Annotated in this window: 15 protein-coding genes, 1 tRNA gene and 1 riboswitch; of the genes, 8 read left to right on the forward strand and 8 right to left on the reverse strand. The window is 54.5% G+C overall.

Annotation, left to right across the window (positions count from 1 at the left end):
* Positions 1–97 precede the first annotated feature (97 nt).
* The gene (locus VN12_RS04810; protein ID WP_205855191.1) at positions 98–1,324 is read right to left on the reverse strand and encodes a DUF1559 domain-containing protein; all 1,227 of its coding nucleotides are present in this window, start codon (positions 1,322–1,324) and stop codon (positions 98–100) included.
* Positions 1,325–1,529: 205 nt separating this feature from the next.
* A riboswitch (cobalamin riboswitch) is annotated at positions 1,530–1,777 on the reverse strand.
* A 157-nt stretch (positions 1,778–1,934) separates the two neighbouring features.
* Between VN12_RS04810 and VN12_RS04815 the strand changes: the two genes are divergently transcribed.
* The 3 genes from VN12_RS04815 (at position 1,935) to VN12_RS04825 (ending at position 8,511) form a co-directional block, all read left to right on the forward strand.
* Complete coding sequence (locus tag VN12_RS04815; RefSeq protein ID WP_146675758.1) at positions 1,935–4,805, forward strand: c-type cytochrome domain-containing protein; 2,871 nt, start codon at positions 1,935–1,937, stop codon at positions 4,803–4,805.
* Between the two features lie 88 nt (positions 4,806–4,893).
* The gene (locus tag VN12_RS04820) at positions 4,894–8,349 is read left to right on the forward strand and encodes an alkaline phosphatase D family protein (RefSeq protein ID WP_168164224.1); all 3,456 of its coding nucleotides are present in this window, start codon (positions 4,894–4,896) and stop codon (positions 8,347–8,349) included.
* Positions 8,350–8,438: 89 nt separating this feature from the next.
* Positions 8,439–8,511 (forward strand) — tRNA-Gly (locus VN12_RS04825).
* Positions 8,512–8,749: 238 nt separating this feature from the next.
* On the opposite strand, the gene VN12_RS26595 is transcribed toward VN12_RS04825, so the two are convergent.
* The 3 genes from VN12_RS26595 to VN12_RS26755 form a co-directional block, all read right to left on the reverse strand.
* The gene (locus VN12_RS26595; protein WP_256388118.1) at positions 8,750–8,881 is read right to left on the reverse strand and encodes a hypothetical protein; all 132 of its coding nucleotides are present in this window, start codon (positions 8,879–8,881) and stop codon (positions 8,750–8,752) included.
* 95 nt (positions 8,882–8,976) lie between these two features.
* On the reverse strand, positions 8,977–9,318 hold the full coding sequence (locus VN12_RS04830; protein ID WP_146675760.1) for a hypothetical protein: 342 nt from the start codon (positions 9,316–9,318) through the stop codon (positions 8,977–8,979).
* Complete coding sequence (locus tag VN12_RS26755; RefSeq protein ID WP_146675761.1) at positions 9,308–10,291, reverse strand: RHS repeat domain-containing protein; 984 nt, start codon at positions 10,289–10,291, stop codon at positions 9,308–9,310. The genes VN12_RS04830 and VN12_RS26755 overlap by 11 nt, the downstream gene beginning before the upstream one ends.
* 1,651 nt (positions 10,292–11,942) lie before the next feature.
* Here VN12_RS26755 and VN12_RS04840 point away from each other — a divergent pair.
* Complete coding sequence (locus VN12_RS04840; protein ID WP_146675762.1) at positions 11,943–12,152, forward strand: carbon storage regulator; 210 nt, start codon at positions 11,943–11,945, stop codon at positions 12,150–12,152.
* 45 nt (positions 12,153–12,197) lie between these two features.
* Here the strand turns inward: VN12_RS04840 and VN12_RS04845 are convergent, their stop codons facing one another.
* A complete protein-coding gene (locus tag VN12_RS04845; protein WP_146675763.1) occupies positions 12,198–12,596 on the reverse strand; it encodes a CoA-binding protein in 399 nt (132 codons plus the stop codon).
* Positions 12,597–12,913: 317 nt separating this feature from the next.
* Between VN12_RS04845 and VN12_RS04850 the strand changes: the two genes are divergently transcribed.
* The 3 genes from VN12_RS04850 to VN12_RS04860 all read left to right on the forward strand — a co-directional run bounded on the left by VN12_RS04850 (position 12,914) and on the right by VN12_RS04860 (position 14,926).
* Positions 12,914–13,267: a hypothetical protein gene (locus tag VN12_RS04850; protein WP_146675764.1), complete on the forward strand. Its 354-nt coding sequence runs from the start codon at positions 12,914–12,916 to the stop codon at positions 13,265–13,267.
* 44 nt (positions 13,268–13,311) lie between these two features.
* A complete protein-coding gene (locus VN12_RS04855; protein WP_146675765.1) occupies positions 13,312–13,947 on the forward strand; it encodes a CatB-related O-acetyltransferase in 636 nt (211 codons plus the stop codon).
* 67 nt (positions 13,948–14,014) lie between these two features.
* Positions 14,015–14,926 (forward strand): 3-methyl-2-oxobutanoate hydroxymethyltransferase, encoded by a 912-nt coding sequence (locus tag VN12_RS04860; RefSeq protein WP_146675766.1) that lies wholly within the window; start codon positions 14,015–14,017, stop codon positions 14,924–14,926.
* 25 nt (positions 14,927–14,951) lie between these two features.
* Here the strand turns inward: VN12_RS04860 and VN12_RS04865 are convergent, their stop codons facing one another.
* Positions 14,952–18,146: a protein kinase domain-containing protein gene (locus VN12_RS04865; protein ID WP_146675767.1), complete on the reverse strand. Its 3,195-nt coding sequence runs from the start codon at positions 18,144–18,146 to the stop codon at positions 14,952–14,954.
* Between the two features lie 390 nt (positions 18,147–18,536).
* Here VN12_RS04865 and VN12_RS04870 point away from each other — a divergent pair, with 390 nt between their 5' ends.
* Positions 18,537–19,010, forward strand: a complete 474-nt coding sequence (locus VN12_RS04870; protein WP_168164226.1) for a nuclear transport factor 2 family protein — start codon at positions 18,537–18,539, stop codon at positions 19,008–19,010.
* A 17-nt stretch (positions 19,011–19,027) separates the two neighbouring features.
* Here VN12_RS04870 and VN12_RS04875 read toward each other — a convergent pair whose 3' ends face one another.
* Both VN12_RS04875 and VN12_RS04880 read right to left on the reverse strand, forming a co-directional pair.
* Positions 19,028–19,510 carry a DUF1579 domain-containing protein gene (locus tag VN12_RS04875; RefSeq protein ID WP_146675769.1) on the reverse strand — a complete coding sequence of 161 codons (483 nt, stop codon included), beginning with the start codon at positions 19,508–19,510 and terminating at the stop codon, positions 19,028–19,030.
* Between the two features lie 203 nt (positions 19,511–19,713).
* The gene (locus VN12_RS04880) at positions 19,714–20,439 is read right to left on the reverse strand and encodes a hypothetical protein (protein ID WP_146675770.1); all 726 of its coding nucleotides are present in this window, start codon (positions 20,437–20,439) and stop codon (positions 19,714–19,716) included.
* Between the last annotated feature and the right edge of the window lie 16 nt (positions 20,440–20,455).

Consider the following 20,455-nt stretch of genomic DNA (forward strand, 5'->3'; position numbering starts at 1 on the left):
AATGCGAGTAACGTGGAAAGGCGCACTCGGTCCGAAAGTCGCGACCGAGAAGTAAGGCGCAACAAATCCACAGGTGATTAGCTTGGTCGAGAATAAACTAGTCGGTCACGACTTCCCCACCCCGACGCGAAAGGAGGGCAGCGAGTACTTGCGGTTCGGTCTGCTCCTCGACAAAGCGAGCAGAACCATCCCCAAACAGAAAAAGAGAACCGCCGGTGTGATAGCTATGAAACTCCTGACCAAAATCGCAGAAGTTACCTTGCCGGCTCTTGAACACCGTGTGACATGATGGCCACCTGGAGCTGTTCGCCGTTCGGGTGTTGATCGGCGTGCTTTGATCAAAGAGGTTTCGGTGCCCAACCCAAATCGAATGCAGCCCCTCCGGTGCCTCCCCCAACACGACCGTATTGGATGACCCGTCGGTGATGTCGACCAATCCGATCTGACGCTCGCTTCCGAACAAAAGCACGCCCCGTCCACCACCAGACAAATCTCCTTGCTCGCTATAGTTGTTTTGACAATTCAAATTTGGGTAGCATCGCAGTCCGCGCTCTCCATAATTGCCGCCATAATCCGTTCGCCCAAAGAGAACCGTCGAATTGGGCGTATCTCCATTGGGACGTGCCATCACCGTCTTCGGCGCCGACGGACAAAGGTAAATGGGGATAGTCCTTGCACCCGCCACATGATTCACAGGATCGATATAAGGGAGCCGAAGATCCATCTCCTCGTAAATGGCTTGCTGCTCGATGAAAGGCAACAACACCGTCCCCCAACTCGGCCTCCAACGAGCACGAATCGCGGCCGAAGTCTCGCTCACGGAACCGGCCCCTCCAAAGGGAAACCTGTTGTAAAGACTGTGGTAGTTATGGAAACCGATCCCCATCTGCTTCAAGTTGTTGACGCACTGAAGCCGACGCGCGGCCTCCCTCGCCGCTTGCACGGCAGGCAAGAGCAATGCGACCAAGACGCCGATAATGGAAATCACCACCAATAACTCAACGAGCGTAAATCCAGACTTGGCTCCACCGCCGGGCTGGCCTTCTCCGCTTCGATGGGCACCATTGCTCAACAAGCTTGCCAATCGCTCCCGACTGGCCTCCACGATCGACTGCTTTACGCGGTCTGAAACCAAACTCCAAGCTCCGATCTCGGCGCGGGTTCGACCGCACCCCAAACACTGCTCCTCGGCATTCAGCTCGCACACTCGAATGCACGGGGACGACACCGAAGGGCGTAAACCATTCGAGCCGGCACCAGCCGGAACCGGTCGAACGCGAGTCGGGAAAACGGACGAAGTCACTGCGGGTTCAGGGCTATTCACGAGACGGCATACATCCATGGACCCGATGCGTACAGCGAGATGCCCATCCAGCCCAACCTGCGAACGATCGAATCGTCGCGCAGCATCGAACGGTAGGTACCTGACTTAAGAAGTACGAACTGGAGCCGTTAAAGGATTACAATGGACCAGCGGGTTGTTCCGCAAAGGAAGTCTGCTGCAACAGCCGCCCCAAACCTGGAGGGCACTTAGCTGTCTAGCTCTTAGTAGGTCTTCTGACTCACTGCCAACCATCCCTCATTGCCTTCTCACCCGAACAATCTCGAGCAATGGCGCTTCCAAAGAAGGAGCGATGGTTTGAAACGCGATTCGCGTTTCGGGCAGCACACAGCGGCCGGACCGTCCCGGAATTGCCACATCAATCGTAGCGCACCGGAGTTCCCTGTTTGCAAAATCGCTTGCGAGCGATCTGCCACCAAGAGCCCCCGAAGTGTAAACAATCGCGAGCAACCCGTCAATCGATTTGATTCCTTCCTGGCCAACGGAAAGAATCCCGTCCCACGCCGTGGTATACTGGCGTCTAGCCCCCCAGCCCCGCCGCAATCCGCGCTCCCACTTGCTTCCGAACTCCCTCCTTTTTCACCACCGATCTATGGTTACCGTTCTACCCAAACGACTTGCCACGCGATTCTCCTTTGCCACTGCCCTCACGCTTGCTTACTTTGGTGCATCGGTTGGTTTCTGCCTGGAATCCCCTGCCCCGTCGGCAGCTGCCACCATCGATTACTCCCGGCAAGTCCAACCGATCTTGACCAAATACTGCAGCGGATGCCACAACGACGACGATGCGGAAGCGGATGTGCAACTCCACTCGCTCGAAGCCCTGCAATCGTCGGACAAGGCAGCGGGATTGATCGTTCCCAAGAACGCGGCCGATTCCAAACTTTGGAAGCTGATCGAAGGTTCATTGGAACCTGTCATGCCCCCCGTCGACGAAACGCAACCCACGGACGTCGAGAAACAAATCCTTCGCGACTGGATCGATCAAGGTGCTTTGGGCGAATCCAAATCCCTTTCTCTTCGCGAGCGTTGGAATCTCCCTCGATCGTCATCCGCTTCGAATCCGCCAGGCCTTTACGCGATGGCTCCCGCCTCCTCCGATACTTGGATCATGGGATACCAAGACCATGTCGCCATCAAAAAATCCCAGTGGATGGAACGCCAGTCTCTCCCCATCACGGGGAGAATTACCAAACTGCGTTTTGCCAAAGACGGAAAGCAAGTGGCAATCATCTCAGGCATCCCCGGCTTGGGAGGACAAATCACCATTGCAGAATTCCAAAATGGAAGCTTGACCCATCGACGAACTATCGAAGGTCACTCGGATGCCATCTATGGCGTCGCGTGGAGCCCCGATGGTCAGTCGCTAGCGACATCCGGGTATGACAAGTCGGTGCGCCTGTGGTCGGTTGCCACCGGTGAGCTTGTGCGAACCTTCTCCGGCCACAATGGAGCCGTCTACGACGTCGACTTCGATCCCACCGGACAAGTTATCGCGACGGCGAGCGCTGACGAAACGATCAAACTCTGGCGCGTCGATTCCGGCGAAAGACTCGATACCATGGGTCAGGGGGAAGCCGAACAATACGCTGTTCGCTTTTCCCCCTCCGGGGACTCGGTACTAGCGGTTGGTGCCGATCGGCGTATCCGCGTCTGGAAAATCCAATCTCTGACCACTCCCACTGTCAGCCCAATGTTGCATTCGGTCTTTGCCCACGAAGCGGCTGTGGTCGCCGTCGCCTTCTCTCCCGACGGAACCAGAATCGCGACGGCTGGCGAAGACCGTTCGATCAAAGCTTGGACGTGGCCAACTATCGAACCACTCGGTGAAGCGGGACGGATCACCGATGTTCCGACCTCTCTCTTTTGGAAGGATGCCAAAACATTCGTCGCGTCATCGATCGACGGAAAGGTGCATCAGTTTGTTTCACCAAGCACTCCATCCCAGCCGATCAATCCAACCACCCCTCTGCCACCTGCCGCGTCGGAGAACCACTCTGTCTCGAATCCCAGTGAAGGCAAAACCAGTAAAGGCAATCCTAGTGATGGCCAAACGGTGCTCGAATTTGGGGAAGTAACTCAGACTCGCTCCCCTGCGACGGCCCAGCATCTCCAACCACCCTGCCGCGTCTCAGGGGCCTTGTCCGAATCGGACGCGAGATCTGCGGCCCCTGGAGACTGGTATTCCTTGGACGCCAAAGCGGGCGAGCCATGGCTCATCACTATCGAAGCCGCGACCCAAAAATCGCCGATGGATAGCTTTGTGGATATTCTCGATGCGAGCGGAAAACCGGTGCTCCGCACGCGATTGCAAGCCCTTCGCGAATCCTACTTTACCTTCCGCGGAAAAGACTCCACCATCGCAGATGACTTCCGCATGCATCGATGGGAAGACATGGAACTCAACGAATACCTCTATGCGGCAGGCGAAGTAGTGCGGTTATGGCTTTATCCCCGTGGTCCTGACTCGGGGTTCAAGGTCTACCCGGGGGAACGCAGTCGCTGGACCTACTTCGACACCACAGCGACGACCCACGCTCTCAATGAGCCCGCTTGGATTGTCCGAGAATTGCAAGCGAACGAAGCTCCCACCCCAAACGGACTCCCAGTCTTCCCGATCTACTATTCGAATGACGATGAATCGACCCGACGTCTTGGCAAGGACAGTCAATTGACTTTCACCCCTCCCGAAGATGGCCGCTACCTGATTCGCGTTCGCGATGCACGCGGGCAATTCGGGGACGCCTACCGATACCGTTTGGTCATCACGCGCCCCAACCCTCAGTTTTCACTCCAACTGGAACCTGCCGAAATCACCATGCGATCTTCGGGCGGAGCCGAGTTCAGCCTGGTTGCCAATCGACGAGAGGGGCATCGCGAACGCATCGACATCCGACCGGTCGACCTTCCGGTAGGCCTCGCGATGACCAGCGATCTAAACGTCGAATCGGACCAAATCCGATGCGTTGCCACCTTCACCGCGACCCCCGAAGCGTTTTCCAAACTGCCCGACGCGTTCTCGATCCAACTTGAGGCGACGTCCCACTCTGCCAACTACCCCCAGCCGCAGTCGGAAACCCTCACCTTGAAGGTCAAAAAAGTGGCCAAAGAAACCATGCCTCTTAAGTTGGTTGGGAAATCCGATCCCGATGACGCCGAACCCATTCGTGAATTTACGTTGCAAGCAGGTACGACTGGCGTCTTAAAACTCGTCATCGATCGCGGCAAACTCGAAGGGGATATCTCGTTCGGAAATGCGGAATCAGGACGAAACCTCCCCCACGGCGTGTTCGTGGACAATATCGGTCTCAACGGGCTCCTCATACCTGCCGGGCAATCCACGCGCGAAGTCTTTATCACTGCGGCCAAGTTCGTGCCTGAGCAAGTCCGCCACTTCCATATCAAAGCCAGTGTGGATGGCAATCCGACCACCCTCCCTGTCGCCATCCGTATCGTCCGCTAATCGGAATCCCACAGTTAAGTACCGATGGCCTCCTCCAAGCAGCCTCAGTGACCTTGCGTCCTATCCCTCTTTGAAGCTCCCCAAGATCATGGTACGACTGCACGACACATGCCCTCGCTGCTGGACTATTTCCTCGCATCTCTTGACTTGGACCGCCTGGCTTGGGTGCATCGTCTTGTTCGTGCCGTCGGCATCCGGGCAATCGGACTTGGAGAAGAACGAATTCCCTTGGGCCCCCTACCTCACTAGTCGTGTCGAGGAGATCGAAGCCCAAACGGAGCAAGACCTGAGCAAGATCACGCGTGAGAATTGGAGCGACCTGCAGCAGAAATGGCGAGCTGAATTGCAGGAAATGCTGGGCCTCAAGCCTTGGCCGGAGAAGACCCCGCTTGCAGCCCAAGTCACCGCAACTCTCGAAGGAGACGGATATCGCGTCGAAAACATTCATTTCCAACCCAGCCCCAAACTGTTCGTGGGTGCCAATTTGTATTTGCCGACGGGTGAACGTCCAAACGCGGGTTGGCCGGTCGTGCTTTATGTATGCGGACACGCGCGAGTCGATGAGTTCGGACGGTTGGCCGGGAACAAAACGAGCTACCAACATCATGGTATTTGGTTCGCTCGCCACGGCATGGCATGCTTGATCGTCGACACCATACAGCTCGGGGAGTTTCAAGGAGAACACCACGGGACGTATAAACTGGGACGCTGGGACTGGATCAGCAAAGGATATACGCCCGCTGGAGTGGAGGCGTGGACCTGTATGCGAGCGATCGATTACTTGGAGTCTCGAATCGAAATGGACTCCGAACGGATCGGTGTTACAGGTCGAAGCGGAGGAGGTGCTTACAGTTGGTACGCCGCAGCCTTGGATCCACGCATCCGCGCGGTTGTTCCCGTCGCGGGTATCACCGATCTTCGAAACCATGTCCTCGATGGCTGCGTCGAAGGTCATTGCGACTGTATGTACATGGTCAATACATTCCGCTGGGACTACGGCAAACTCGCAGCTTTGATCGCCCCACGCCCGCTTCTTTTGACCAACACAGACTCCGACTCTATCTTCCCTCTCGATGGTGTAATTCGAATCCATCGTCAACTCGAATCCTTGTATCGCCAAGTGGGTAAGCCTCAAGATTATGGGCTACTCATCGGGCCAGGTCCTCACAAGGATTCGCAGGAACTGCAAGTAGGCGCTTTCAAGTGGCTCCATTTGCACCTAACGGGGAAGGAGATCCTCGTCGATCGTGCTGCCACCAAAGAACTCGCCCCGCATCAACTAGTAGCGTTCCCCCAAGAACTCCCTCTCGACGAAAAAGTGACCGGAGCAGCGCAGTGGTTTGCATCGAAAGACACCTCCCCCCGACCTGAAAATTGGGAAAGCGAAGGAAAGGCCTGGATCAAGCGGATCGAAACGATTGAACCGTTCGAATCGCGCAAAGGGGCTTTCGAAAATGCCCAAATGCTACAGAGTGGCACCGGAGACAAATGGAAATGGACTCGCTATAGCACCTCCCAGGAATCGGGCTGGCCAGCCGAATGGCTGCGTGTCGAACCCAACGCGAGCGTCGGGGAAGATACCACCTCGACGGAGAAAAACCACTTGTTGCACCTGGGTATTTCTGCGCCGCGAGAGAATGGTTTCGATGCGGCTGGGAGCGAATGGATCCGGGCTATCTTGACCAGTGGAACGATCTCACAGGAATTGGAGTCCGCTCCGACGGCAACCCATTGGATCTTGCTTCCACGAGGCTCGGACCTGGAATCGCGATTCCCTGGCGTGAAAACGCGCACGCAGTTCCATCGACGTCTTTATTTGGTAGGAGACTCCTTGGAACAGCTTCAATTCCGCGACGCTTGCGGATTTTGGGATTGGGCTCGACCAGACGTAACACGGGAATTGAATCGAGACACATTGGCGAGTTGGAAGATCATTGGACATGGTCGTGCGGGTATCTTGGCGACGCTTTTGACCTGGCGAGCTATTTGGAACGAGGCCACCAACGCGACAGCTCCCGAAGTAGTCGTCCGAAACGTCAACGACGATTGGCGATTGCAAAGCGTCTTCCCCGGTTTCGCGGCCAAGTGGCAGTACAGTCAAATCGTCGAGTGGCTGGGCGATCGAACTACCGTGACCAAATTGACGGGTAGCGAAGAGGAAGGCCCCGTTGAACTGGTCGACCCCTCGAACGAACCCCAGCAATCAACTGGGATGAAGATTGTCGAAGTGGGGTCGCACCGCGCGACGGTCTGGAGCCGGTCGACGCGATGGCCCTTGCCGAACCTCGGAGACTTACCGCAAGTCGAATTCTCCCAAACCACTCCCTCGGGACAGCGTCAGCAAGGAGCCATATTGCCTGCCGACTCCATTGCAGGGTTGCGATTCGGTGTGCCTGGCGTGCCCGCCGAAATGAGAGTCCGTTGGAAGCCATTGGGTCGAGGGACTTGGCTCGCATCTCCTTGGCAGCAAGCCGACGAGTCAACCGACTATTCCCTTCTAACCTCCCTATCCGATTTGGACGCCAATACCTTGTATGAGGTCCGAACCGAAGCGCGCGTTTCCGCGAAAGGCCCGGTCTCGGTGCACAGCGGCCAATTCAAAACATTGCCCCTCCCCGATGAGAGAGCGCCCCTTCGTTTGGCCGTGGGAACGTGCCAAGAGTTCGACGATCGTGATGGTCCCTTCGGATTCGAGGCGTATCGAACCATGCGGAAGCGCAAAACCGATTGCTTCTTCATGGCGGGAGACGTCGTGTATTACGACAAGCTAGCCAGGTCAGTCCCTTTGGCCTTCTATCATTGGCAGAGAACCTACGGGCTGCCCAGCGTCGTCGATTTCCACCGAAACATTCCGGCGTATTTTCTCAAAGACGATCATGACACCTACGTCGACGATAGTTGGCCGGGAAAACGAGCCAAGTGGACCGATGACTTCACATTCGAAGACGGGCAACGCATCTTTCGCACCCAAACCGGCCTGCCCGACACTCCTTACCGAACATTTCGAATGGGACGCGATCTGCAGATTTGGATGCTGGAAGGTCGCGACTTTCGCACCCCCAATGTGGCGCCGGATAGCGATGAAAAATCGATTCTTGGTGTCGAACAAAAACGATGGTTGATGGAGACACTAGCAGAGTCGCACGCGAAGTACCGCGTCGTCATCTCCCCGACTCCCATCGTGGGGCCTGATCGGGAATCCAAGAAAGACAACCATTCCAATTCCGTATTTGCAACGGAAGGGAAAGCGATTCGGGCGGCGTTGTCCAAGATTCCCGGCTGCTTGGTCATCTGTGGTGATCGGCACTGGCAATACCACAGCATCGATCCAGAAACGGGATTGCAGGAGTTCTCCGTCGGGCCGATAAGCAACCGTCATGCGGGAGGATGGAAGAAAGAGGATTTCCGGCCCGATTTCCATCAATTCCTTCGAGTGGCAGGAGGCTACCTCGAGCTTGAATTGACCTACGCCGCCGATACTCCGTCTCTACACATCCGGCACCTCGACCCCTTCGGCGCCACCGTCCATGACGTAGCGCGCTAGCCGTTTCGTCAACGTCACAAACCTTCCTTAATCCATTCCCAAGATCGGTTCTTGAGCGAACGCGAGAACCGGGTATATTTAGCGTCGATGCGGGTGTAACTCAGTGGCTAGAGTGTTAGCTTCCCAAGCTGAAAGTCGAGGGTTCGAATCCCTTCACCCGCTCTTTGGTTTTTCCTAGCGCCGCTGCGCTAGATGAGTCTATGCCGCCCCAACCAGGACGAAGAACCGCATGCCATCGAATGATATGCGAGGGAATCGGGGTCGCTCTTTCGATTACTCCCACCAACGAACCTGATTTATGAATTGCTCGCGCATTCATACGAGTACGCCTATGGGCTGATTGTTAAGCGACGTAAACGCCCATGCAATCTTCTTGTCCTGCTCATCAACCCATCGTTTATCAGACAGCCGCTGGCATACTCACCTCACCGAAGATGATCCGTATGCGCAAGTTATGATTCTCCGGTGCAAAGAAGTTCGTTCCATGTTCTCGGTGCATCATCTTGTTCGCAATCGGCTCATCAGCCGCCATCTTGCGGCACTTCGAGCGATAGACTCGGGGGAATTACCCGCACATTGGCGGATTCGTCTAATGAGTTGGTTTAGTTCTTATTAGTGAACGCGCAGCTAGTCAATTGCGATACGAGCCAATTGCCTTTCTTGATCTGCAGTTATACAAACAACATAGTTTGCTCCGTCAAATGTTACGATAGAGCCAGGAGCCAAATTGGGATTGTCATTCAGATATTTCTCTTTCCTGCTGTCGAAGAAGCCCCTTCTCGAATTTTGAAAATGTTCAAATCGCTTCCTTTGTTCAATCATTGCTAGGCGAGACAGTAAAACTACCGAATTCAATAAGTCCTGTTTTTCGGTTGAATCAGCTGGAAGACTCGATGCATATTCGCCAATCAGACGGCAAGCGTTACCAACGGATGCAAAGTTATCGCACTCCCCAAAGCTATCTTCCATTTGAATCCTCATCTACTGTACACAAGGCGGCACCACATGCCGCAATCGGAGCTCCCAAGCAATCGGCGGGACCTGGGAGCGGAGTATCGAGGCAGCATATTACCCCTCCAATGCCGATGAGACAAGTTCCGCAAATTATGCCCTTATTCCTCTCCGCCACGCAAGCTGCGTAGCTCGCCTCCACGAGTGAATAGCAAGACATATAAGAGCCCTGGCATAAGCCCTCACACCAGTTACGGTGTGCCCAACTTCCTTTTGGACGGACGAACCACGGGGGAGCTGAGGCGACGCAGTTGCGGTTGCATATTATGTTTCGAGCGTTGCACAACTCAAGCGCTGCATCACGTGCGCTTTCGCAGCTTGTTCCGAGTGAATCAAGTTGTGAGACTGACGAACTCTCGAGAAACTCATACAGCCCCCACTCACTTCCCTCGTACCCGATCGGATCTCTCCCCAAAAACCTCCCCGTCTTCGGACTCATCCATCTTGCTCGAAAGTGATACAAGCCAACGGTCGCGTCCCACTCGCGGCCCGTGAAGGTGTAGCGATTGTTGATCAATGAACTCGACAGTACGGTACCACTCGCATCTAGGATCGTTGGCTCTCCATACGCACTGTAGGCGTACCTTTCAGCAACTGCTCCCGTAGATGTCGTGATTGCGGTGACAGAATACTGCTGGTTTCCTTGGTGATGCCAAGTGGCAGTGGTGGCTTCGGCAGGGGACGGACCAGAGCTGGCGTTGATAGAATGCACATGGAAGTACTGCCAAGAAGCGATAGTCGCTTCGGTGCAACCGAAGGCTGCGGCTGGCTCTCCCGTGCGAGAGTGCGGGGAGCGGAGCTCATGATCACGTTCCACGGTGGCGTTTTGGGTGTGCATAGACATTGATTGTAACGGATCACAATTTCGATTGCAGCGTTTCGAATCGGGGATGTCATCCTCGACGGCGCGTCGCGCGGAGCGAGCGTGCATCTCTGGCTCCCTTCGCCCCGCCCTGGGGGAGAAGGGCTGGGGATGAGGGGGAGAGTGTGCAATGTACGAAACGTAATTCGATACTCGGAACGGGTAATAAACCGATCCGGTGCTATGCCTCACGCTTCGTGATCATTTCTAGGTTGATCGCATCTTTCCAGCCGTATTTTCTTTCGTCCCTACCGGGACTGGCTCGATAATTGTGCGCATACCCAGCCTTGAAAGGCTGGGCTATTGTCTGCCGTCCCTACCGGGACTAAGAGCACAGTGCCATCGAGAAATCAGGACACTCCCCCAAAAGGTGGGTGCCTTCTATTCCCTTATTAATCGCCCCGATTAGCTGGGTGCCCACTATTCCGCGATTAGGTGGGTGCCTCCCTATTCCCGTGCGAGAGCGCGGGGAGCGGAGCCCATGAGCAGGTTCCATGGCGGCGTTTTGGGTGTGCATAGACATTGATTGTAACGGATCACAATTTCGATTGCAGCGTTTCGAATCGGGGATGTCATCCTCGACGGCGCGTCGCGCGGAGCGAGCGTGCATCTCTGGCTCCCTTCGCCCCGCCCTGGGGGAGAAGGGCTGGGGATGAGGGGGAGAATGTGCAAGGTACGAAACGTAATTCGATACTCGGAACGGGTAATAAACCGATCCGGTGCTATGCCTCACGCTTCGTGATCATTTCTAGGTTGATCGCATCTTTCCAGCCGTATTTTCTTTCGTCCCTACCGGGACTGACTCGATGATTGTGTGCAAACCCAGCCTTGAAAGGCTGGGCTATTGTCTGCCGTCCCTACCGGGACTAAGAGCACAGTGCCATCGAGAAATCAGGACACTCCCCCAAAAGGTGGGTGCCCCAAAACAACGGTTCGATGCTCCGAACGGCTAGTAAACCGATCCGGTGCTATGCCTCACGCTTCGTGATCATTTCTAGGTTGATCGCATCCTTCCAGGCGTATTTTCTTTCGTCCCTACCGGGACTGACTCGATGATTGTGTGCAAACCCAGCCTTGAAAGGCTGGGCTATTGTCTGCCGTCCCTACCGGGACTAAGAGCACAGTGCCATCGAGAAATCAGGACACTCCCCCAAAAGGTGGGTGCCCCAAAACAACGGTACTAGGTTGATCGCATCTTTCCAGCCGTATTTTCTTTCGTCCCTACCGGGACTGGCTCGATGATTGTGCGCATACCCAGCCTTGAAAGGCTGGGCTGTTGTATGCCGTCCCTATCGGGACTAAGAGCACAATGCCATCGAGCAATACTCGAAGGTACCCATCTCGCTTGATCGGTTCCTCCGATCCGAGGCTCGACTACCCCAAAAGGTGGGCGCTACCTATTCCTCATCATTCTCCCTCCGCGCATCTCCGTTATCTCCGCGGTAAGTCCCTCTTCGCCCCCCTGCTCCAGAGCTCTACCCAGAGTTTGCCGCTCGCGCGGTTTCGATATGCAATCGGTGATCGTCAACCGCGGAGGACGCGGAGGATCGTGGTGTTGGTCCCGTGTCGTATGCTCGAAGCCGAAGTTCCATTTTCTTTTCTCATTCCGGCGAGCTTGGACCTATGGTGTCACGCCCCAGGCTGATAACGAATGTGTTGGGACGCGGCGCACCAACGATTCCCGCAATGCCGCTACATTCGAGAGCAAGGAAAAATCCAAATGCTAGTTCTGAGTCGAAAAGTAGGTGAACGATTGGTAATCGATGGCAATATCACCGTCGAAATCGTCAAAATTCAAGGGAACCGAATCTCGCTCGGTATTGTCGCTCCATCCAACGTCAAAGTCCTTCGGGGTGAACTAGAGCGTACTCCAACCATTGAACAGGTCGTCGAACTCGTCGTAGAAGACGGCTTGCTGGTAGCTTGCTAAACGCCCCCGTGGTTCGCCAAACCCTCTAGCAGTTCTTCTACCAACTCAATGCCGTCTCTCACGAGCTAACAACACCAGAATGCAACTTCCGTCGTCGATGACACGGAGTCCTGCCTCCCGAGCGGCTCGACTAGCCTGTTCATCTTCTGCTCCCGGTTGCATCCATAGATTGCTCACACCCGCTGCGATCGCTTGCTCGACAATCTGGCGAGTGATATGCGGTGGGGTAACGATCGACAGAGACTCTGGGATAATTGGTAGTTCAGAAAGGGATGCGAATGCCGTATAGCCTTCGATCTCCACGGCCGACGGATTGAGTGGATAAACCGTGCGACCCGAGGCGAGCAAAGCACGGAAGACTTGATTGCCATATTTTGATCGCTCCCGCGATGCGCCAGCCACTGCGAAGGTGGATGCATTCATAAACTCTTCGAATGGATTCATGGGATCGAAGTTGCCTTGGAGGATTCTGGATACGTGCACATATGGGAAGAATCTTCGTGACCCAAGAGAATCCGGCGAACCAACGCGATCGAGGGACGTCTGTCTTCCTATGAACAGCTTGCCCTAATGTACACGCTCCACGCCCAAACCGCGAATAGACTCTCGGCCCCTATCCCCTATCATCTCGCGTTCTACGCATGGGAAAGGTTCCAAAGCTGGTCTTGGGAACCGGCGCCTGGTTGGCCTATTCGTCCGGCTTTCATCGAAGCTTGAAGGGCAACTGATTTCCACTCTTCGTTCTGAACAAAGGTAGGCCCATGAAATCCGATACCGCCCCATCCGTATGCGACACAAATGTTGCTGCGCGAATCGCTGGCGAAGACCTTAGAAAGGGTGACTTCATAACTGCCTTAACCGAAATGATCGAACTCCCATCGTTTCTTTGGTGTTGCGATTCGACAGCGACTCCAAAGGACGAGTTGGTTCGATTACGCTATCTCCCTTCCGATGCGGGCGAGCCCTTCCAGGTAATCGCCGTATGCCTCCCATTCGTTTATACCAAACGCTCGAATGGCAAGCTCAAGACGTTCGATACGCGAAAACATCAGCTGGCTCGACTTGATAAGCGTAGTGGCAAAACGATGTGGAAACACATGCTTCGAAACGCATAAATCGAATGACAACGCGACCCTTCGCCTGACTGAGGAGCGAAACGATGAACGGACCATCACCAAACAATCCGTATCCCATGCCTGGGTTTCCACAAGTCGGCTTTCTCAAGCCTTTGGTTCGGAACCCGATGATCGAAGTCGGTGACTACAGTTACTACGACGATCCGGAAGGTCCAGAACACTTTGAATCCAAATGTGTCCTGTACCACTTTCCATTCCTGGGAGACAAACTCATTATTGGAAAGTTCTGCGCGCTGGCTCGCCAAGTCCGGTTCATTATGAATGGGGCCAATCACAAAATCAGCGGCTTTTCATCCTTTCCGTTTTTCATATTTGGGAACGGATGGGAGTCGACAACGCCCTCGCCAGGCGACATGCCCTACAAGGGCGATACGGTGGTCGGAAACGATGTTTGGTTAGGCTACGATGCATTGATCATGCCTGGCGTCAAGATCGGTGATGGTTCCATCGTGGCTTCGAGATCCGTTGTGGTGAGCGACGTCCCCCCTTACTCAATCGTGGGGGGAAATCCTGCAAGAGTCATCCGTCCAAGATTTACCAGCGAGATCGTCTCCGAGCTGCTAGGGATCGAGTGGTGGCACTGGCCGATCGACAAAATCACCCGTAATCTACCCGCCATCGTGGGCGCCGACATCCATTCGCTTAGAATCGCTCGATAATGGCATTGCAACCCACCCGCGACGATGCCAACCAGCGAAGAAGCCTCTCGGATCGAAATCCACATCAATGAAACCAAACGAACTTGCTCCGTCCAATCCCCTGCCCCCGAGAGATGCCCACAAACGAGGATTGCATCGAACCATGACTCTCGGCGGGGCCTATGCCCTGCGGAATTACACCGTCAAACACTTGCAAGATTTAAAGGGCAAAACCGTTCTCACCGAGACCATGCCTTTTACAACGAGCGAAGCCGTGGCTGCCGAAGAAGCTGGCATCGATTTGATGAAGGTCAAATTCGACCCGGCGAACCCGGCCAGCGCCCTAGCAATCCGCCATGCAGCGCCCCACACCTTCATGACTTTCTGTATCGGCTTGACCAAGATCGCGACGACGGCCGAAGCGATTCGCGCGGGTTACGATGCGATGGAAATCGGGGCCGATGGAATCATGTGTCAGTGGGGACCTGAGTTCATTCGAGCGGTCGCCAATGCTGGTATCCCCGTCGAAGCCCACGCGGGCCTCGTCCCTCGCTTGAGCACATGGACCGGTGGCCTCAAGGCGGTTGGAAAAACGATCGACGAAGCTCAATGGATATTCCGCCAGATTCAGGCGTTTGAAGAAGTGGGCGCCTGGGCAGTCGAGGTGGAAGTCATCCCGGCCGATCTGCTGGCCCAAATCTCTCGCCACACCCGTTTGGTAACTTCCTCCATTGGTGCAGGAAGTGGCGGAGACATCCAATTCATGTTCGCCGAAGATATCTTGGGCAATCACGCGCCTCCTTTTCCACGTCATACCAAACAGTACCGAAACCTATACGACATGGAACAAGCCCTACAAAGAGAACGCGTCGGTGGGTTTCGAGATTTCATCGCGGATGTCCAAAACGGACGATTCCCCGGCCCCGAACATATCGTCAAGACACCCGATGGGTTAATCGATCAGTTCCTCGCATCCGTGGACAGCAACCGAACCCCATAACGGAGGCCTCCAGCTTGCTGAGAACTTAACGCGGAACAGCCACCGTGCCGGACAGAACATCCAGCGGGGTTCGTCGATACCAGACAAGGGTCGTTACCAAATAGACCAGCGGGATGGCGATGAAGATTCTTTTCCATAACGTTCCCCATCCCAAGTAGTCGTATCCCATTTGATTGCAGTACGAAATGGCATACACCAACAGAAGTACCGGAGCATAGAGTAGCATCGCGCGCCATAAACTCCGAACAATTCCCAAGGCACGGCCATCGCGTTGCAAATAACAGATGCCAGTGAAGTGTTTCGTGATCCCGCCAAAAGTGAACGTGGTCCACAGGAAACAAATTGCAATCCCCACGCCAACGATCAAGAAATCAGGTATCGATTCTTTCGCTTTCGGCAACTGCTTGCTTCTCTCCACACTGCCCAAAATGTTTTGAACCAACTCCGAATCCATCAGCTCCTGCCCGAATGTCACTTCAACCACATTCATTGGCCCCGCAGTGATTGTGGTAGGATCCTCTGTTTTGCGTTCTTCGGCATCATTCTCCCTGCTCCCCTCCTGCTCCGTGGGTTGTCCCTCAACCCGTTTCGAACCATAAATTGGCGGAGCTTCGAGGTTCAAATTGGGGATGCTCGTCAAGATCATCCTTTCCAGAGAACCAACGCGATCCAATGCAACGGCCATCCGATTCGTTTGAACCGCTAACGCTTCTTGAATCTCTATTTGATTCTTGGGGTCGCTCCAATAAGACTTCTGCTCCTCGGTTGCGAATTTCCAGAAGTCTGGAAATTGTCGAGCTTGCTCGACATAAACCGCTAATGATTTCAATCGACGAATCTCTTTGTACAGTCCGTCTGCTATCAGGATAACAGAGGGAATAACAAGCATAATGATTGCGAGAAACTTCATGGGTGACAGCAATCCCAAGGATGCGGTCGCCGAGACAAATCTCGAACTCGGGGTCAGCTCATGCGATTGCTTGTCGACTTTGTCTAACATGTTCCGCAACTCAGCAGACGAGGGCGCATGTGCCCTGGAGCCAATTTGCTCCAAGAGTCGCATCCCGCTCAACGGAGGAAGGGATTCGATCGGTAATAAGGAACCAGCCCCAACTGGGAATCCCGCCTTCTTCCGAAGCCGATGACGCGGTGGTAGTCCCAATTTGGAAACGAGAAGAATGATATTCGCATCGTTTTCAGGGGAGACGCAAACGTCGACTTGACTCAGTCGTCCCGCGGGATCCACCCACAACTGTCTTGCGTCGATGCTTTTGAGAGCCTCGGATTGTACATCTCGCGTCGACGCCGAGGTTCGGTTCGAATTGCTGGAGGTATCGAACAGCTCCGCGATTTCTCCCAAAAGGGAACGCGTGATAGGCCATGGAAACTGAGTCCCTCTTTGGGTGCATTCCAAGATGGGGATACCCTCTGGAGCCACAAACGCAAACCAACGGCATGTCGGCGATGAACCCTCTTCGATGAATCGCAACCGAAAGGATTTAGGCTTGTGAATCTGACGTTCATCGAATGACGATCCTGGATCGGTCAAGGTAGCAATCCAAATCGATCTATCTAATTGCTTATCCAGCGCCGTAAACCATCGGACCTTGCCCGTCGATGGCAGACAATCAATCTCACCTGTTATTTCAAACCGACCAAGCTGGGATGGGAGTCCCTCCGATGTCCCAAGGTCTCGCATCGGCAACTTCCACGCAGGCAACGCAATCACGGAACGATTGGTCGCGCGCAATCCCGTTCGCGTGCGGCACTCGGTACCGCTGATCCAATCGTTTGAAAGCTGTCGACGCCCCGTGTAGGTCCACGTCGAACAGAGGATAACCAAATTGAGCAGAAACGTTGCTCCAACCAACAATCCTTCTACCGCGGGATGCATTCCAGGAAAAACAATCTTCGCGATTATGAAAAGGAAACTGGATGCGAAGATGGTAAAGGCGGCTCGAGCAAGGATTCTCGAAAAACGAGGTCTGCCCCCCGCCTTAGCATCTACCACGCTCACGCGCAGCGCTGCCTTGCCCAACGTCGCGGAAAAGATGGCTTCACAAAAAACGTAATAGGCAAAGACGACGACCATCCCTAACACGTTCGTCAAGACCGACTTCTCCTGCAGTTCCCTTGGGTCGGCGAACGAAAACATCAAAACCGCAACGATGGATGTCAGGATGAAATAATCCAGCAACCATGCCACCGACCGACGCGATAAAGTCGTTGGCTCTGGAATTGGTTCGATGATCGCTTGCAAATCGGTGCGCAACGCTGCAAGGCTTGCGTATCGTTTGGAGGCGTCTCGCGAAAGCCCCTTCATCACAATCTGCTCGAGTTGGGGAGGAACCTCGATACCCGCCGATCGAAAGCTGGGAGGATCCGAGGAAGCGATCCTCGCGATGACCTGCGCGGCGTGCGGAGATTCGAAAGGGGCTTTCCCTGCCAACAAATAATACAATGTTGCGCTAAGCGAATAGATGTCGCTCCGGGCATCGATGGTTTGGCCTAGAAGCTGTTCAGGGGAAGCAAAGAGTGGTGTTCCCAAAAACGCACCGGTTTGGGTTAGTTCGGAGTCCGAAACCAGGGATCGCGCTAATCCGAAGTCACCGATCTTCACATTTCCATCGTCATCGAGATAGCAGTTGGCTGGCTTAATATCTCGGTGGATCATTCCCAACGCGTGTGCCTCGACAAGCCCATCGACGCACTGCAAGATCAAACGAACCGCTTCCCCATAAGGTAAAGGCCCCCTCTTGAGAATCAGATCCTTAAGCGTTTGGCCGGTCATCAACTCCATCGCAATGAAGGGGATGCCAGAGTCCTCGTCGACTCGATGGACAAACACACAATGCGGATGGTTGATTTGGCTGGCGATCAACCCTTCCTGCTTGAATCTTGCCAACGCCTCGGGGGATCGTGCCAAATCAGGCGACAACAACTTGAGTGCGACCGAGCGCCCTGTCGAGTCGTCCGCGCGGAACACGCGTCCCATGCCTCCCTGCCCGAGCATCTCACCCAACTTATACCCAGCGAGATGACGAGGCTGCTTTTTCCCCGCGCGTTCCGGAGTGTCCGTTTGTTTCGTTTGGGAACTAAACGCGCTGGTCTCGTCGTGCTTGGGCAAGGAATCGAATCCACTCGTCTCGTCCAGCAAGTTGCGAACTTCCTTGGCCCCTTCTGGCGTAACCGGCGTCTGGTCAGATGGATGGCTGGACATGAGAAACCATGAAAAAGGGAGCGAGCGGACAAACAGGGGAACGAGGGTCCGAATGTAGCAGCGGTCCAAGCGTTCGAACCGTTTCGGATCACACCGCCATCTGGGAACATGATACAGGTTTGTCGAATCTCGAGCACGATGCGAAACGACCGAGAATTCCCTGATACTGTTCCAAAGCGATCGACTGCCACACAGTCGACTCTCCCAATCGCAAGATAGCGACCCGCAAAACTTACGATAGCGACCCGCGCAAGCACTCGACAAAGCTTACGAAATCTCGGCATCGGCAGGGGCTCGAAACCTAACCTTCTCTCGGGGTAGAATGCCCGGTTTGCCCTCTATACCCTTCAGGGAGCACCATGCGTGCTCGACGGTATTCCAATGCGGCCCATGTTGCTTGTCGTTGTATGGCTCTTCGGTGTTTTGTCTTGGTGCGGAATCGGTAAGGCAGCGGATCATCCCGCGCTTCAACCGGTGAAGGAACTATTCGCCGCCATGTCCCAGCATGATGGAGCGGCCATGATGCAAACTGCAACCGACGACTTTCAATTGCTCGAACATGGTGAAGTTTGGACCATGCAGAAACTGATCGATGCGGTGCAACCCAAAGGGAAGCCCTATGAGAGGAAAAATTTCTTCAGCCAGATCCACGCTAGGCAGCAGGGCGATGTCGCTTGGGTTAGCTACTGGAATAAAGCGGAAATTCAACGCGATGGAGCGATGCGGATCGTCGTCTGGCTCGAAAGCGCCGTACTGGTCCAAAAAAACGATCGCTGGAAAATTCAACTCATGCACTCCACCCGGTTGGACGGTGACAAATACCCAAAAGACATCGAGTGGGTCCCTTATGTGAAGACTCCCTAGTCCAGGCAGTCCAGCACTTAGGAGCTCACTCGCTTTTGCTCCGACTCCATAAACGGAATCCATACGCCGTCGTCACCCTCCAGGGCGCTGAGAAAAAGCCATCGGTCATCATCGACCCATTCAATCGTATCCCTGTATTTGCCGATCCCCGATCCGTCGAACTTCGGGCCTTCGGTATACAGATGAAGCTGTTTGCTGGGTTCATCCATCGTGCCGCGATACGCCCAAATGCTCGACATCATGGAACTAATGAAAGTACCTACGTACTCCTTTTTCTCTGTATCGTAGCCAACCGTTAGCAGATTCGACCAAGACGTCGTGTCAGACGACACGTCACCGGTTGACTCTGCAAGAAGCCACATGCCATGCAGAGTCCGACAAACCATCGTGCCCGATTCCGTCGACTCCGTTCCGTCCGGCATTTTGCAGGTATGCCGGAAACGCCAAGTCCCCACGAGTTGTTCCAGCCTTTGATGTTCCGCTTGAGGTTTTGCAAACATTGAGTTACTCCATGTCTTTGTGTTCGTAAATATAATACTGGTCGAATTCATAGCGATAGGATCGACAGAGACGACACAATTTACAAGATTTTCGGTGTTCGACGGGTGGCTCATCCTCGCGAAACTGAGCATACCCGCAGGCAATCCGATTTCTGAGGAGCTTGCATCGCAACCAATTCCTGCGCCAAGTCGCACTCGCTGCTTTAATGCCCGGCGAAGACCCGCGATGTCGACAAAATGTCGAGCACGATGCTTGTGAAGATCGCGCGACCTTTGGTCAACCAAGCCGCGGCGAACGCCCAAACAGCTATCCACTCAGTCCAGAATAGAAAGTTGTAATCGTTCAGCCAGGCACGCCAGTCCAGAGGCAAGAGAAAGAGGTAAGCTCCCATCGTTAGCAATGCAATTAATATGACCCCACCACTCAAACGGTACACAAGGTTCCGTTCATAATCGACCGGTGAAAGACCCTGTTGCGGCCCATCCTCGGGTTCGACAGGAAAGTGGTACAGGGAATAAAAGGCCAAAGTCAGAAAGAACCCACCCCCAAAAACGGTGTGTGCATAACCTACGATCGTTCTTTGGAACATAGGATCGCTGTTCGCGTCGAGCGGACAGAGCGCGACCCCGAGCGCGAAAAAACTTCCCATCCGGCCTGTCCAAGTCTCGATCCAATCATAGCCGCGATAGCAAAACAAAAAGACACCTATCGCACACATCGAACCGACGAAAACGTCACGCAAGACCGTGTGATAGTAACTGCTCATGTTGTCCTGGATTTGGATCCCCATCAATTGGCCCACAGGCCCCAAGAGGAGCGGCAGAAGCAACCCGATGTAGCCAATTCCGCGGCGAATGCTCAAGTAGGAGACGACAATCGTCCTCGAGCTTTCCGACACGGATTCGGGAAGTTGATGGTGCGAAATCATTTGGGACAGTTCAGTT

This window comes from Pirellula sp. SH-Sr6A (assembly GCF_001610875.1).
Taxonomy (GTDB): domain Bacteria; phylum Planctomycetota; class Planctomycetia; order Pirellulales; family Pirellulaceae; genus JBKCUI01.